Origin of the sequence: Streptosporangium pseudovulgare, assembly GCF_014648055.1 — a bacterium.
In the GTDB taxonomy this organism is placed as follows: domain Bacteria; phylum Actinomycetota; class Actinomycetes; order Streptosporangiales; family Streptosporangiaceae; genus Streptosporangium; species Streptosporangium pseudovulgare.
In genome coordinates, this window is sequence record NZ_BMQJ01000008.1 from 28097 (window position 1) to 43041 (window position 14945).

The 14945-nt window shown below is 72.3% G+C and carries 15 protein-coding genes; 5 read left to right on the forward strand and 10 right to left on the reverse strand.

Annotated features, from left to right (window positions below):
- Window positions 1-201: 201 nt before the first annotated feature.
- From IEZ10_RS17085 to IEZ10_RS17100, 4 genes are all read right to left on the reverse strand, one after another.
- The gene (locus IEZ10_RS17085; RefSeq protein ID WP_229811360.1) at window positions 202-2436 is read right to left on the reverse strand and encodes a transglycosylase domain-containing protein; all 2235 of its coding nucleotides are present in this window, start codon (window positions 2434-2436) and stop codon (window positions 202-204) included.
- A gap of 110 nt (window positions 2437-2546) precedes the next feature.
- Complete coding sequence (gene bioD, locus IEZ10_RS17090) at window positions 2547-3269, reverse strand: dethiobiotin synthase (protein ID WP_189247508.1); 723 nt, start codon at window positions 3267-3269, stop codon at window positions 2547-2549.
- 129 nt (window positions 3270-3398) lie between these two features.
- Window positions 3399-4118, reverse strand: a complete 720-nt coding sequence (locus tag IEZ10_RS17095; protein WP_189247509.1) for a GntR family transcriptional regulator — start codon at window positions 4116-4118, stop codon at window positions 3399-3401.
- Window positions 4119-4194: 76 nt separating this feature from the next.
- Complete coding sequence (locus tag IEZ10_RS17100) at window positions 4195-5367, reverse strand: 8-amino-7-oxononanoate synthase (RefSeq protein ID WP_189247510.1); 1173 nt, start codon at window positions 5365-5367, stop codon at window positions 4195-4197.
- 67 nt (window positions 5368-5434) lie between these two features.
- Here IEZ10_RS17100 and IEZ10_RS17105 point away from each other — a divergent pair, with 67 nt between their 5' ends.
- Window positions 5435-6898, forward strand: coding sequence for a PAS domain-containing sensor histidine kinase (locus IEZ10_RS17105; protein WP_189247511.1), 1464 nt, complete (start codon window positions 5435-5437; stop codon window positions 6896-6898).
- A 111-nt stretch (window positions 6899-7009) separates the two neighbouring features.
- Here the strand turns inward: IEZ10_RS17105 and IEZ10_RS17110 are convergent, their stop codons facing one another.
- Window positions 7010-7264: a WhiB family transcriptional regulator gene (locus tag IEZ10_RS17110; protein ID WP_189247512.1), complete on the reverse strand. Its 255-nt coding sequence runs from the start codon at window positions 7262-7264 to the stop codon at window positions 7010-7012.
- A 281-nt stretch (window positions 7265-7545) separates the two neighbouring features.
- Window positions 7546-8529 carry a diacylglycerol/lipid kinase family protein gene (locus IEZ10_RS17115; protein WP_189247513.1) on the reverse strand — a complete coding sequence of 328 codons (984 nt, stop codon included), beginning with the start codon at window positions 8527-8529 and terminating at the stop codon, window positions 7546-7548.
- 77 nt (window positions 8530-8606) lie between these two features.
- On the opposite strand from IEZ10_RS17115, the gene IEZ10_RS17120 reads away from it, so the two are divergent.
- Complete coding sequence (locus IEZ10_RS17120; RefSeq protein WP_189247514.1) at window positions 8607-8996, forward strand: hypothetical protein; 390 nt, start codon at window positions 8607-8609, stop codon at window positions 8994-8996.
- A gap of 17 nt (window positions 8997-9013) precedes the next feature.
- Here IEZ10_RS17120 and IEZ10_RS17125 read toward each other — a convergent pair whose 3' ends face one another.
- The 3 genes from IEZ10_RS17125 to sodN all read right to left on the reverse strand — a co-directional run bounded on the left by IEZ10_RS17125 (window position 9014) and on the right by sodN (window position 10828).
- Window positions 9014-9793: an RNA polymerase sigma factor SigF gene (locus IEZ10_RS17125; protein WP_218912380.1), complete on the reverse strand. Its 780-nt coding sequence runs from the start codon at window positions 9791-9793 to the stop codon at window positions 9014-9016.
- A gap of 17 nt (window positions 9794-9810) precedes the next feature.
- On the reverse strand, window positions 9811-10236 hold the full coding sequence (locus IEZ10_RS17130; RefSeq protein WP_373287403.1) for an ATP-binding protein: 426 nt from the start codon (window positions 10234-10236) through the stop codon (window positions 9811-9813).
- Between the two features lie 190 nt (window positions 10237-10426).
- The gene (gene sodN, locus IEZ10_RS17135) at window positions 10427-10828 is read right to left on the reverse strand and encodes a superoxide dismutase, Ni (RefSeq protein WP_189247515.1); all 402 of its coding nucleotides are present in this window, start codon (window positions 10826-10828) and stop codon (window positions 10427-10429) included.
- Between the two features lie 91 nt (window positions 10829-10919).
- On the opposite strand from sodN, the gene IEZ10_RS17140 reads away from it, so the two are divergent.
- Complete coding sequence (locus IEZ10_RS17140; RefSeq protein ID WP_189247516.1) at window positions 10920-11228, forward strand: S24/S26 family peptidase; 309 nt, start codon at window positions 10920-10922, stop codon at window positions 11226-11228.
- Here IEZ10_RS17140 and IEZ10_RS17145 read toward each other — a convergent pair.
- Entirely contained in the window at window positions 11195-11728 is a 534-nt protein-coding gene (locus IEZ10_RS17145) for a CGNR zinc finger domain-containing protein (RefSeq protein WP_179825175.1), read from the reverse strand. The two genes, IEZ10_RS17140 and IEZ10_RS17145, sit on opposite strands and share 34 nt — an antisense overlap.
- Before the next feature lie 267 nt (window positions 11729-11995).
- Here IEZ10_RS17145 and IEZ10_RS17150 point away from each other — a divergent pair, with 267 nt between their 5' ends.
- Window positions 11996-13195, forward strand: a complete 1200-nt coding sequence (locus IEZ10_RS17150) for an NAD(P)-dependent malic enzyme (protein ID WP_229811361.1) — start codon at window positions 11996-11998, stop codon at window positions 13193-13195.
- 375 nt (window positions 13196-13570) lie between these two features.
- Window positions 13571-14752, forward strand: a complete 1182-nt coding sequence (locus IEZ10_RS17155) for an NsdA family TPR-like regulatory protein (RefSeq protein WP_229811362.1) — start codon at window positions 13571-13573, stop codon at window positions 14750-14752.
- The last annotated feature ends 193 nt before the right edge of the window (window positions 14753-14945 follow it).

The window sequence follows — 14945 nt, forward strand, 5'->3', positions numbered from 1 at the left end:
CGCGGGCATCGCCGGGGGCGATTCCCGCTTCCCGTGACCTGGGGGAGCCGCGCCGGGCCGATCCCGGAACCAGGCGGCTCCGCATCGTTTCCGGTGACCCGGGGGAGCGGCCTTCCGCGACCGGGAGAGCCCACCGGTCCGGCGAATGCGGGATCGGCCGCGTTCGGCGAGGTGACCCGGCCGGGCCGCGGGCGGCGGCGTTCATCCCACCACCTCCACCTGCCCGTTCCCGTTCTCGTTTCCGCCCCGGTCACCGCCGCGGTCGCCGTCCCGCTCCCCGGTGGGCCTGCGCGGGGCGCAGCCGTCGCCGCAGCCGCTGAACCGGTCCCGGTCGATCGGGTGGAAGGACGTGGCGGGGACGCCCTTCAGCGCGGCCAGCATGGTGTCCTTCCAGATCGGGCCGGGGATGCTGGCGCCGACGACGGAGCCGTAGTACTGGCCGCCGATGGTGACGCCGGTGAGCTTGTACTTCTGCGAGCCGCGCGGGTCGCCGAGGCTCACCGCGCCCGCGAGGTCCGGGGTGAACCCGGCGAACCAGGCGGTGGCGTAGGCGTCGGTGGTGCCGGTCTTGCCCGCGGCGTCGCGGCCGATGCCGCCCACGCCGCTCATGGTGCCCCTGGTGAACACCCCCGACAGGATGTCGGCCGTGGCGTCGGCGACCTCGGGTTCCAGCGCCTGCCGGCACCGGGGCCGCCAGACGCTGTCCTTGCCGTCGCGGTCGGTGATCCGGGTGATGGCCATCGGCCGGCAGTACTTGCCGCGCGCCCCGATCGCCGCGTAGGCGCTCGCCACCGTCACCGGGTCCATCTCGTTGATGCCGAGCGTGAAGGTCTCGAACTCCCGCAGGGGCTTGCCGTCGGCCCGCCTGATGCCCAGCGACTGGGCGGTCCGCACGGTGTCGCACAGTCCCACGCGCTGCTCCAGCTCCACGAAGAAGGTGTTGACCGACGCCCACGTGCCGGTGCGCAGCGTCTTGAACCCGGGCGAGCCCTCGTCGTTGGTGACGGTGTGGGACGGGTCGCCGATGCTCTGGCCCGCGCAGTTCTTGAACGCCGAGTAGCCCGGCGCGCGGTAGCCCGCGCCCGCCGTGAAGCCCTGGTCGGGCTTCATGCCCTTCTTCAGCGCGGTGATCAGCGTGAAGGTCTTGAACGTCGAGCCGGCCTGGAATCCGATCAGACCGCCGTGCGCCACGTCGGCGACCGCGTTGTAGGAGATCTCGTTCTTCCGCTCGGCGGAGCCGTAGCGGCGGCTGGCCGCCATCGCCTTGATCGCGCCGGTGCCCGGCTGCACCAGGGCCTCGGCGGCCACCGGGTTGTCGGAGGCGTGCACCCGCTTGCGGATCGCCCGATCGGCGGCGGCCTGCATCTTCGGGTCCAGCGTCGTGTGGATGGTCAGGCCGCCGCGGTTGAGGAACCGGCTGCGGGCCTGCGGGGTCTTGCCGAAGGCGGGGTCGGTGAGGATCTCGTTGCGCACGTAGAGGCAGAAGTAGGGGTACGGGCTCGCCTCACACCCGCCCGGCAGCGGGGTGCCGCGGTAGCCGAGCTTCCGCTTCTTCGCCGCCGCGGCCTCGGCCGGGGTGATCTTCCCCAGGTCCGCCATCCGGTTCAGCACCACGTCGCGCCGCTCCAGCAGCCGCTTCCGGTACGCCGCGCCCCGGCTCGGGTCGGTGTCGTTGGGCGACTGCACGGCCGCCGCCAGCGTGGCGGCCTGCCACAGGGTCAGCCTGGCCGCGGACCGGCCGAAGAAGCGCTTGGCCGCGGCCTGCACGCCGTTGGCTCCCGCGCCGAAGTAGGCGATGTTGAGGTACTTCTCCAGGATCTGGTCCTTGGTGTACTTCTTCTCCACCGCCATCGCGTGGCGAAGCTCGTTGAGCTTGCGCGCGTAGCTGGCCTCCAGGGCCTTGGCCTTGCCCTTCTCGGTCGTGGCGGAGTTGAGCAGCACCTGCTTGACGTACTGCTGGGTGATGCTGGACCCGCCCTGGCTCACCCCGCCGGAGGACAGGTTCCTGGCCAGCGCCCGGACCGTTCCCTCGACGTCGATCGCGCCGTGCTCGTAGAAGCGGTCGTCCTCGATCGAGACGATCGCCGTCTTCATCACGTCGGCCACCCGGTCGAGCGGGACGACCTCGCGGTACTCCTCGTAGAACTGGGCGATCACGTTGCCCCGGGAGTCCAGCACCGTCGACTTCTCGGCCAGCGGCGGCTCGACGAGGTCCGCGGGGGAGAGGTTCAGCTCGTCGGACGCCGTGATGACGGCCAGCCCCGCGCCGCCGACCGCCGGCAGCGCGAGGCCCGCCACCAGCGCGCCCGCGACGGCCGCCGCGGCCAGGAGGCGCGCGGCGCGCGAGACGCCCCCGCCGCGGGGAGCGGCGTCCGGCGCCGGTCGGAAGGGGACAAGGGGGTGCCGCACGACGAGGCTCCTCATCTGGATCGTCACAGGGATCACTGAAAGGATGAGAACACCAGATCCGGCGGACCTTGTCCAATATTGTGGTTAGAGCCGGATCCATACCGGTACGGATATCACCACAGGCAGCGGTCCCGGCGCTACGGCAGGCGGCCCTGGCCGCTCCGGAAGACCGCCGGGTCGAACGCGCCGCCCAGCGCCGGGCCCAGGCCCGCGTGGGCCGTACGGGCGAAGGAGTCGCGGTCGAGCGCGCCGGAGCCCTCCGGGAGCGCGCCCGCCAGCGGCCGGGCGGCCAGCATCTCCAGGTCGGCCACGTTGCACCGCTCGGCCAGGCCGGGTTCGGCGGGCCAGGACCCGATCACCACCCCGGCCAGGTCGAGCCCCCGGTGGGCTATCGCCTCCAGCGTCAGCGCGGTGTGGTTGAGCGTGCCCAGGGAGGCCCGGCACACCAGGAGCACCGGCGCGGACAGGGCCCGGGCCAGGTCGGCCAGGGTGGCGCCCTCCTCGTCGAAGCGGACGAGCAGCCCGCCCGCCCCCTCGATGACCACCAGCCGGTGCGACTCGGCCAGCTCCCTGACCCGTAGCGCCGCGCGGGCCAGGGAGACCTGCGGCAGGCCCGACACGCGGGCGGCCGCCGCCGGGGACAGCGGGTCGGGGAACCGGGCGAACTCGAACGTGGTCGTCACCCCGGACAGCCGGATGACGTCGTCGAGGTCCCCGGGCTCGTTCTCGCCCACCCCGGTCTGCGCGGGCTTCACCACGGCGATCGAGGAGCCCCGCTCCCTGGCGAGCGACGCCACGGCCGCGGTGACGACCGTCTTGCCCACTCCGGTGTCGGTACCGGTGACCACGAGAATGCTCACCCCCCTCACCTTAGGAGGCCCCGGCCTCCCCCGCCCCGGCCACGGGACGTTTCCGGGAGTGCCAGGGCGCGGTTGCGCCGCCCCGCCGTACGGTGTGACCGGGCGGGGCGGCGCTCGCGCGGGCCGCGGTCAGGGGCGGCGCAGCCGGGTGACGAACTTGTAGCGGTCGCCCCGGTAGAGGGACTGCGCCCACTCCACCGGGTCGCCCTCGGCGTCGAAGGCGTGCCGGGTGAGCAGGAGCATCGGCAGGCCGACGTCCACCCCCAGCACCTGCGCGTCGTACGGCGTGGCCAGCACGGTCTCGATGATCTCCTCGGCGTCGGTCAGCCGCACGTTGTAGGCGTTGTGCAGCGTCTCGTACAGCGAGGAGTGCACCTCCAGCTCGCGCCGGAGCCGGGGGAAGCGCCTGGCCGACAGGTGGGTGGTGTCGATCGACATCGGCTCGCCGTTGGCCAGGCGCAGCCGGTGGATGCGCAGTACCCGCCCGCCGGGGTTGATCGCCAGGCGGCGGGCCAGCGGCTCGTCGGCGGTGACGTAGCTGATGTCGAGGATCTTGGTGTCCGGCTCCAGGCCGACGGTCCGCAGGTCACCGGTGTAGGAGGTGAGCTGGAGGACCTGGGCGACCTTGGGGTGCGCGACGAACGTCCCCTTGCCCTGGATGCGCACCAGGCGGCCTTCGACCACCAGCTCCGACAGGGCCTGGCGCACGGTGGTCCGGGAGGTCTCGAAGCGCACGGCGAGCGTCCGCTCGGGGGGGAGCGCGCTGCCCGCGGGCAGGCTCTTGGTGAGCGTGAGCAGGTTGCGCTTAACGTCGTAGTATTTCGGGATCCGGGGGGATTCGTCCGTCACGGCAGCACCTCGCCGGACGGCTTGGAACGGGCGTGCCCGAAGTACCGGGCCCGCCGGACCCGTCCGCTTCGCTCACTCACATGGTCACCTTCATCTCGGCCACGGCGGTGAGTGCGTCCTCGGTCACCGCAAGTTCATCGGAAGTCAGATTGGCCCGCGCGGTAAGCCGCAGGCAAGAGCGGCCGACCGGCACCGAGGGCGGCCGGAAGCATCCGGCGCGCACTCCGTGGTCCGCGAAGATGAGGGCGGCCCGAAGCGCCGTCTCGGGATGGCCGAGCACGATCGGGACGACCGCACCCGCCGGGTCGTTCGTCTCCAGGCCGAGTTCGCGGGCCGCCGAGGCCAGCTCCCTCGCCCTGGCTCGCACGTGTCCGGGCAGTTCGGGCTGGTTCCGAAGGATATCCAGAGCGGCGAGTGCCGCCGCAACGCAGGCGGGCGCCAGGCCGGTGTCGAAGATGAACGGGCGACCCGTGTCGAGCAGGGTCTGGATCACCTCGGGAGCCCCGAGCACGGCCCCTCCCTGGGAGCCCAGGGACTTGGAGAGTGTGATCGTTTTCACAACATTGCGTTCACCGGCCAGACCCGCCTCGTACACCGCGCCCCGGCCGCCGGGGCCGAGCACGCCGAGCGAGTGGGCCTCGTCGACGACGAGCAGCGCGCCGTGCCGTACGGTGGCCTCGTGGAGCTCCGCGAGCGGGGCGAGATCGCCGTCGACGGAGAAGAGCGCGTCGGTGACCACGAGCGCGTGCTCCTCCGTCCGGCCGGCGAGGGCCTTCTCCACCGCCCCGGCGTCGCCGTGCGGGGTGACGACCACGCGCGAGCGCGACAGCCGGCAGGCGTCGACGATGGAGGCGTGGTTGCCGGCGTCGGAGACCACCAGCGCGTCCCGGCCCAGGGCCGCGACCGCGGCGAGGTTGGCGAGATAACCGGAGGAGAACACCAGCGCGGCGGGGGAGCCGGTGAAGGCGCACAGGGCGGCCTCCAGCTCGGCGTGCAGCGCGGTGGAGCCGGTGACCAGGCGGGAGCCGGTGGAGCCGGTGCCCCAGGCGCGGACGGCCGCCGCGGCGGCCTCGGCGAGGCGGGCGTCCCTGGCCAGGCCGAGATAGTCGTTGGAGGCCAGGTCGATCATGCCGTCGTCGTCCGGGGTGCGGGGGCGCAGGGCCCGCCTCAGCCCGGCCGCCTCGCGGTCCGCCGCCGCCGAGCGAAACCGCGCGAGCGGGTCCGGGACGTGCCGGGGGCTCTGCTCCATGGGGAAATCCTTCCAGCCGGACCCGCCCGATTCGCATTCGGACCGGCAAAGAACGCATGATGCACGAGTGCCGACTCTAAGCGACCTGGCGGTTCGCCACACCGCGCTCAACGAAGCGGACATCGAGTGGATGCACTCGCTGGTCTCCGACTGGCAGCTCCTGGCCGACCTGTCGTTCGCGGACCTCATCCTGTGGATCCCGCTGCGGGACGCCTCCGGGTGGATCGCGATCGCCCAGATGCGCCCCACCACGGGGCCCACCGTCTACCACGACGACATCGTCGGGGTGACGGTGAGCAAGGGCGAGCGTCCGCTCATCGACACGGCGTGGGACGAGCGGCGGATCTGCCGGGAGGGCGACCCCGACTGGTCGAGCGGCGTCCCGGTCCGTGAGGAGACCATCCCGGTACGGCGGGCGGACCACTTCCTGGGTGTGATCCAGCGCTCGACGAACCTGTCGTCGGCACGCACCCCGTCCCGGCTGGAGCTGACCTACCTGCAGAGCGCCTCCGACCTGGCCCAGATGGTGGCCGAGGGGCGGTTCCCGTTCTCCGGCGCCGAGCCCATCCTGGTGCGCTCGCCCCGGGTGGGCGACGGGCTGCTCCGGCTCGACCGCGCCGGCCGGGTCACCTACGCCTCGCCGAACGCGCTGTCGGCCTACCGGCGGCTGGGCCTCAACGCCGACCTGGTCGGGGCCGAGCTGGGCCGGACGACCGCCGCGCTGTGCTACTCCGACGAGCCGATCAACGAGAACCTGATGATCGTGGCCAGCGGCCGCGAGCCCCGCGAGACCGAGGTCGAGTCGGGCGGCACGGTCGTGCAGCTCCGGGCGATCCCGCTGGTCGTCGGCGGTGGCAGGATCGGCGCGCTGGTGCTCATCCGCGACGTCACCGAGCTGCGGCGGCGCGAGCGGGAGCTGATGACCAAGGACGCCACGATCCGGGAGATCCACCACCGGGTGAAGAACAACCTGCAGACGGTCGCCGCGCTGCTGCGGCTGCAGGCCAGGCGGCTGCGGGTGCCGGAGGGCCGGGAGGCGCTGGAGGAGGCGGTGCGCCGGGTCGGGTCGATCGCGATCGTGCACGAGACGCTGTCCCACACGCCCGAGGAGCAGGTCGACTTCGACGACATCGCCGACCGCGTGATCGCGATGACGGGGGAGGTGGCCGCCCCGGAGGCGAAGGTGACGCCGCGCCGGGTCGGGACGTTCGGGGTACTGCCCTCGGAGGTGGCCACGCCGCTGGCGATGGTCCTCACCGAGCTGCTGCAGAACGCCGTCCAGCACGGGTTCGCGAACCGGCCGGGCCGGCTGCAGGTGATCGTGTCGCGGGGGGACGAGCGGCTGCGGGTGGTCGTCTCGGACGACGGCCGCGGGCTGCCCGAGGGGTTCGACCCGGAGTCCACCACCAGCCTGGGCCTGCAGATCGTCCGCACGCTGGTGGTCGGGGAGCTGGCCGGGCGGCTGGCGATCGATCCCAGGCCGGGCGGGGGGACGGAGGTGACCCTCGACATCCCCCTGCCCGCGGCCTGAGCGGGTCGTTCGGGCGCTCCTCCCGCGGTGCCGAGGTCCGGTTCGCGGGCGGTCAGACGCCCGGACTCCGGGGTTCCCGGGCGGGGTGGGGCGCCGGTCGGCGGGTGGCGGTCAGGCGCCGCTGCGGACGCGGGCGCGGGCGGTGCGGCGCTTGAGGGCGCGGCGCTCGTCCTCGCTGAGGCCGCCCCAGACGCCGGCGTCCTGGCCGGACTCCAGAGCCCACTTCAGGCAGGCCTCGCTCACCGAGCAGGTGTGGCACACCTGCTTGGCCTCTTCGATCTGCATGAGAGCGGGGCCCGTGTTGCCGATGGGGAAGAACAGCTCGGGGTCCACGTCACGGCAGGCAGCGCGGTGGCGCCAGTCCATGCGTCCACTCCTTCGTAAGAGGAGCCCTTGCCGCAGGCTCCGTCGGCTCACTTTGTGAAGAGTTTCACTAATTATGGCGAACAATGACCCGAACCCTGTTCGGTTCGAGGCGCGTCCGCTTGATCGCCGGTGGCCTGGGAGCGAGGTGCCCGCTCAAAGGTCCTACGTTCCGACGTCACTGTTGAGATTGGCAGCCACGCCCAGTACACGCAAGAGGTTTGCCCGAATGTTTTGCCATCCGTGCATGTCGGATGCATCACACAATGACGCTATGTAACGAACTAGACCAGAACTTGTAACGCGTCCGGGATGGAACGGAAGGTCACCCGCTCCGTCTCGCCCAGGTAGTCGCCGTCGAGCTGGAAGGCCACCGGCCGCTCCGCGGTGAGCGTGAACTCGCCCTCGTCGTGGAGCTGCACCAGATGGCGGCCGGTGGGCAGGGTCTCGCGGCGCCCGAGGATCTGCGGCACCAGGTCGAGCATCGTCGGCAGGCCCAGCCGGCACAGCCCCAGCATGTCGAGGCCGGTGTCGAAGCTCGCCCACGGGGTCGGGCAGACCGGCCGGGACCCCACGTAGCTCCAGGGCGAGGTGTTGGAGACGATCGCCAGGAAGATGCCCTCGGCGGACGGCACCTCGGGGCCCTCCAGAGACATGGCGGGCCGCCGCCGGTCGGTCGACAGGTAGTGCCGCAGCGCGGTGTTCACGTAGCGCGCCGGGGTGGCCCGGTATCCCGTGCCGCGCAGCCCCTCGACCGCCCGGATCACCTCGGCGTCGTATCCCATGCCGCCGCAGAAGGTGAAGTGGCGGCTCTCGCCGTTCCAGGAGGCCCGCCCGAGGCCGACGGTCCGCCGCCGCCCCTCGCGCAGCGCCTCCAGCACCGCGCCGGCCGCCTCGACCGGGCTGTTGGGCAGGCCGAGCGCCCGCGCGAAGACGTTGGCGCTCCCGCCGGGGATCACCAGCAGCGCCGGCCGGTCGGCCGAGCCGCGGGGGCCCCGCGGCTCCGGGGGGTCACCGGCGTCGTGGGGATCACCGGCGTCGTCCAGCAGGCCGTTCACCGCCTCGTTGATCGTGCCGTCGCCGCCCAGGACGGCCACCGCGTCGTACCCCGACTCGCGGGCCTTGCGGGAGAGCAGGGCGGCGTGGCCGCGGTAGCCGGTCTCCTCGACGGTCAGGTCCACGCTCGCGCCGAGAGCCCTGATGATCACATCGCGCGTCCGCTGGTTGGTCGTCGTCGCTTTTGGATTCACCAGGAGGAGGGCGCGCATAACGCCAGCGTATCGGTCGATACGGGGGTTATGCCGGGTGAAGGGGGACCGGGACGGCCCGGCGATAGGGTTGGGGCGTGTCCAACCGCCCCGTCACCCTCACCGTCGCCGCCGTCGTCGTGGCGCTCGAAGGAATCCTCGCCGTGCTCCTCGGCGGCTACGTCGGCGTCGAAACGGTGATCGGCAAGCCGTCCGACCCGATCAGCTCCCTCTTCGTCGCCGGGTTCGGGATCGCCGTCGGCGCGGCCCTGCTGTGGGTGGCGTGGGGCCTGCTGCAGACGCAGCGGTGGGCACGCGGCCCCGGAGTGGTGGCACAGATCTTCACCACGATCGTCGCGATCACGCTGATCCAGTCCGGCCAGGGCGCGATGGGCATCCCGCTCATCGCCGCGACCCTGGCCGGACTGGTCACGCTGCTGTCCCCGCCGACGACCCACGCCCTCTACGGGGACGAACGGCCGGACTGACCCCCGCCGGTCCGGTCCTAGTCCTCGGCGGTCAGGCCCTCGCGGAGCTGCGCCAGGGTCCTGGCCAGCAGCCGCGAGACGTGCATCTGGGAGATGCCGAGCTCGGTGGCGATCTGCGACTGGGTCATGTTGCCGAAGAACCGCAGCAGCAGAATCCGCTTCTCGCGCGGCGGCAGCCGTTCGAGCAGCGGCTTGAGCGACTCGCGGTACTCGACACCCTCCAGGGAGTCGTCGACGATGCCGAGCGAGTCGGCCACCGCGGGCGCGTCGTCGTCACCGGAGTCGGGGGCGTCGAGCGAGACCGTGGAGTAGGCGTTGGCCGACTCCAGCCCCTCGAGCACCTCCTCCTCCGACATCTTCAGATAGGCCGCGAGCTCGCTCACCGTGGGCGCGCGGCCCTCCCGCTGCGACAGCTCGCTTATCGCCTTGGTCAGCGACAGCTTCAGCTCCTGCAGCCGTCGCGGCACGCGCACCGCCCAGCCCTTGTCGCGGAAGTGCCGCTTGATCTCGCCCACGATCGTCGGGGTGGCGTAGGTGGAGAACTCCACCCCCCGGTCGAGGTCGAAACGGTCGATCGACTTGATCAGGCCGATGGTGGCGACCTGGGTCAGGTCGTCGAGCCATTCGCCCCGGTTACGGAACCGGCGGGCGAGGTACTCCACCAGGGGAAGGTGGAGCTCCACGAGCTCGTCGCGGATACGCTGGCGCCGCGAGTCGTCGGGGGTCAACTCCGCCAGTTCCGCGAAGAGCAGGCGCGCGCGTACCCGGTCGGGTACCGCGTGGTCGCTGGCGGCCATGGCACGAGTCCTTTCCGTCACGCCGGCCTCGCCGCGCCTCGGCGCTTGCGTAGCACGATCGCCATGCGGTCGGGGGAGTCGGTTACGGCGTCGACGTCGTCGGTCAGGGCGGTGAGCACCATCCAGGCGAAGTCATCGCGTTTCGGCGCGGAACCGCCGACCGTGCTGACCTCGACCCGGACCTGCATCACCTGACCGGTGAGCTCGAACTCGGCGGTCAGGTCCGTGCCCGGCACGGCCTCGCCCAGCAGCATCGCGCACGCCTCGTCGACCGCGATCCGCAGATCCTCGATCTCGTCCAGCGTGAAGTCCAGCCGTGCAGCCAGCCCGGCGGTGGCCGTACGCAGCACGGACAGATAGGCACTCGCCGCCGGCAACCGGACGCTCACCACGTCGCGGATCCCGCCCATGCCGACCGCGGGTGTCTCGGTGTGTTCGGTCACGTTCCTCCTCGCAGAGTCGCTGACTGCAACCTACAGCCCCGCCGGGGTGAGCGGTCCGTTTGGACTCGCGATCGGGGCGAATTAGCACCTCAAGAACACCCTAAGACACCTGAATGGGACATCCCAACAGGTCAGGCCCCGTGCGAACACGCGTCGCACGGGGCCTGGGGTCCGATCAGCGGTGACCCGCTCAGGCGGCCTTGGTCGCCCAGAAGATCTTGGAGATCTCGTCGATCTTGCCGAGCAGCTCGTCGGCCTGCGCCGGGTCGACCGTTCCCTTGCCGCCGGCCGCGCCGGCGAGCTTGGTGGCCTCCCAGAACAGCTGGTGGAGCTGGGGGTAGGCCTCCAGGTGCGGCGGCTTGAAGTAGTCGGTCCACAGGACCCACAGGTGGTGCTTGACGAGCTCGGCCCGCTGCTCCTTGATGATGAGCGCGCGGGTACGGAAGACCGGGTCGTCGTTCGCGGCGTACTTCTCCATGATCGCCTTGACCGACTCGGCCTCGATGCGAGCCTGGGCCGGGTCGTAGACACCGCACGGCAGGTCGCAGTGCGCCGACGCCACGTGCTTGGGTCGCAGAAGTCGTGCAAGCATCGGAAAATCCTTCCTTGATGCTGGGTTCAGCATGGTCCACAACAGACCTTACTCGCCTTGGAATTCCCGCCGTGGCAGGGGGAGGAGACGGATGAGAGTGCGTGTCGAGGGCGACTCGATGCTGCCCGCCCTGCGCCCGGGAGACTGGCTCTGGGTACGGCGGGGCGCCGCCGTACGGGAGGGCGACCTCGTCGTCGCCCGGCTGCCGGGCGACCCGGAGCGGCTGATCGTCAAACGGGCCGCCTGGCGGGAGGCCGACGGGCGGTGGTGGCTGGAGAGCGACAACCAGCGCGCCCCCGGCCGCCGCGACAGCTGGGACTTCGGCGCCCTGCCGCCCGCGCTGCTGGTCGGCAGGGTGGTGCTGCGCTACTGGCCGCTGACCTTCTTGCGCGCCCGGTAGGCCGCCACGTTGGCCCGGCTGGCGCACCGCTCCGAACAGTAGCGGCGCGAGCGGTTGGAGGAGGTGTCGAGGTAGGCGCGGCGGCACGGCGCGGCCTGGCACAGGCCCAGCCGGTCCACCCCGAGGTCGGTGACGATGGTGGCCAGGCCCATCACCGCGCCCACGGCGTACTGGTCGGCCATCCGCCCGCCCTCGGTGAGGTGCAGGTGCCAGCGCTCGCCGTCGTGGCCGGAGATCTGCGGCTGGACGGGATGCTGGATGAGCAGCGAGTTGAGCCGGTCGACCACCGCCTGCTCGTCGCCGAGCGCGGCGGTCTCGAACACGGCCACGAGCTCCTCACGCAGGTCGCGCAGGGCGTCGAGGTCGCTTCGCATGATGCGGCAACCGGGGCGGTAGCGGTTGCCCTCTTCGAGGATGGACCGCAGCCCGTCCATCCCGGTCAGTCGGTCGGGGCTGTTGATGAGCAGCACAGCCAGCTCGGCGTAGGAGGTCAGATCCACCGGTGGTCCGTCTTTGCTGTAAGCGATGTGCAGGGGTTCGAGTATTACACGCTGTCACGGCCGCCACCATCCGAAACAAACTAAGCGCTATCTGTCACCATTCGTGGCCCGGTCATGTGGCAGAATCGAGCGACGGGTGACCCCCGAACCCTCCGGACGACCGTTTCCGGCAAGCAGGCCCCGGGCTGCAACCGAAGCCGGGCCGGGCTTCCCGCGCCGTCCACGCAGGAACAAGTCCTTCCGTCCGACTGAACCACAGGGGTCGCTTTGGCCGTCACGCCGTCCTCAGTCTCCGTCGAACCCTCCGACCGCCTCGATCTCGACCCGGCGTTCGCCCTGCACCGCGGCGGCAAGATGGAGATCCGCTCCACCGTCCCGGTCCGCGACGCCGCCGACCTGGCGCTCGCCTACACCCCCGGCGTGGCCCGGGTCTGCAGCGCGATCGCCGAGCGGCCCGAGCTGGCCGCCGACTACACCTGGGTGCCCAACGTCGTCGCCGTCGTCTCCGACGGCACCGCCGTGCTCGGCCTCGGCGACATCGGCCCGGCCGCCGCGATGCCCGTCATGGAGGGCAAGGCCCTGCTGTTCAAGCAGTTCGCCGGGGTCGACGCGGTGCCGATCTGCCTCGACTGCACCGACGTCGACGCGCTGGTCCAGACCGTCGCGCGGCTGGCGCCGTCCTTCGGAGGCGTCAACCTGGAGGACATCAGCGCGCCCCGCTGCTTCGAGGTCGAGGCCCGGCTGCGCGAGCTGCTCGACATCCCCGTCTTCCACGACGACCAGCACGGCACCGCCATCGTCGTGCTCGCCGCGCTGCGCAACGCCGCCCGGCTCACCGGCCGCTCCCTGGGCGAGCTGCGGGCCGTCGTCGCCGGCGCCGGCGCCTCCGGCGTCGCGGTCAGCCGCATGCTGCTCGACGCCGGCATCGGCGACCTCGCGGTGGCCGACTCCGCCGGGCTGATCCACGACGGGCGCGACCGGCTGAACCCGGTCAAGGAGGCCCTGGCCCGCGACAGCAACCGCGCGGGCCTGCGCGGCTCCACCGAGGACGCCCTGGCCGGCGCCGACGTGTTCGTGGGCCTGTCCGGCTCGACCGTCTCCGAGGAGGCCGTCGCCTCCATGGCGCCCGGCTCGATCGTCTTCGCGCTGTCCAACCCGACGCCCGAGATCTACCCGGAGGTCGCCGCCAGGTACGCCCGGGTGGTGGCGACCGGCCGCTCCGACTTCCCCAACCAGATCAACAACGTGCTGGCCTTCCCCGGCGTCTTCCGCGGGGCGATCGACGTCCGCGCCACCGCCATCACCGAGAACATGAAGGTCGCCGCGGCCGAGGCGCTGGCCGGGGTGGTCGGCGACGACCTCGCGGCCGACTACGTCATCCCCAGCCCGTTCGACGAGCGCGTCGCCCCCGCGGTCACCGCCGCGGTCGCCGCGCAGGCCCGGCTCGACGGGGTCGCCCGCCGGTAGACCGCCCGGGACGGGTCCCGGCAGGCCGCCGGTGACCCGCCGACGGGCCACCGGCGGGCCGCCCTCACCGGGACCCTCACCCGGGAATCCTCACCGCCCACGACGCCCTCCGCCCGACCGGCGGGGGCGTCTCGCGTTGCGCCGCCCCACCTGGTGTTCCAGGGAATCTTCAAAAAGCGGTAACCGAACGTGCTATAAACGGAGCGCTCCGTCATCGTTCCGGCAAGTGCGTCAGGGAGGGGCGGAGTCCGGCACGGGGTGCGAATCCCTCCCGGCACCCGCGCGGTGCCCACGCCGTGCTCGTCCGGCACCCGCGTCGTGCCCCCGCGACGCCCCCGCGGCGCGCACGCGGTGCCCACGGTGAGGAGATGAACGATGACACACCGGCCCGACCACTCACTTCGGCGGCTCATGGCTCTCATGGCCGAGGCGGGACCCACCCGCCGGAGGCCGTCCCGCGGGGCCGACGCCCCCGGGCAGGAGTTCCCCCATACCTGGCAGGAGGCGATCACGACCGTGACGGCACTGTGGCACGGAGACGTGGAGAGACGCAGGTTCCTGCTCGACTCGGCCTTCGCGGTCGGGGCGGGCTCGACCGGCGCGCTGCGCTGGCTGACCCTCCCGCAGGAGTCCGCCCCCGTCGCGGGCGGCCACCGGCGGGTGGGCACGGCCGACATCGCGGCCATCCGGGAGGTGACCCGCTCCTTCGGCGAGCTGGACAACAGGTTCGGCGGCGGCCGGATCCGCCCCGCCGTCGTGAAGTACCTCGACACCGCGGTCGCCCCGCTGCTGTCGGACGGCTCCTACGGCGAGGCCACCGGCCGGGCCCTGGCGTCCGCCGCGGCCGAGCTGACCCGGCTGGCCGGGTGGATGGCCTACGACCTGGAGCGGCACGGCCTGGCCCAGCGCTACCTCATCCAGGCGCTCCGGCTGGCCAGGGAGGCCGGCGACCACGGCCTCGGCGGGGAGATCCTCGCCGGGATGAGCCACCAGGCGGTGTACGTCGGGCAGCCGGCGCACGCCCTCGACCTCGCGCGGGCCGCACAGCTCTCGGCCCGCCGCGCCGGGATCTTCACCCTGCTCGCCGAGGCGCACGTGACGGAGGCGCACGCGCACGCCGTCAAGGGCGACCGTACGGCGTGCGCCGCGTCGCTGCACGAGGCCGAGCTGGCCTTCGACCGGCGGGGCGGCGACGAGCCCGGCTGGATCTCCTACTTCGACGAGGCGTACCTCGCGGCCAAGTTCGCCCACTGCTTCCGCGACCTGGGCGACGGCCCGGCCACCGTACGGCACGCCACGCGGTCGCTCGACATGGACGGGCGCTACGTGCGGGGGCGGATGTTCAACCTGTCCCTGCTCGCGGCGGGGTGGCTGCGCAGCGGCGACCTGGAGCAGGCGTGCTCGGCGGCGGGGGAGGCGCTGGAGCTGTCACGCGACCTCCAGTCGGCCCGCAGCCGGTCGTACGCGGACGACCTGCGGCGGAGGTTCGCGCCGTTCGCGGGGGAGACCGCGGTGAAGGAGCTGGGGGAGCGGGCCGGGAGCGCGGCGGCGGTCTGACCGGGGGACGGAGAGGCCGGGCGGCGCCGAGAGGACCGGGTCGCCGGGAACGGCCGGAGCCGGGCGGGCCGGGGCCCGAGGGGGCGGGCACGGAAACCCGGGTGGGGCGGGAAAAGACTGAGGGGCCCGGCAAGAGCCGGGCCCCTCAGGTGGAGCAGGGTGAGCTTGAGGTTTGGACCCCCGAGCTCAGGTG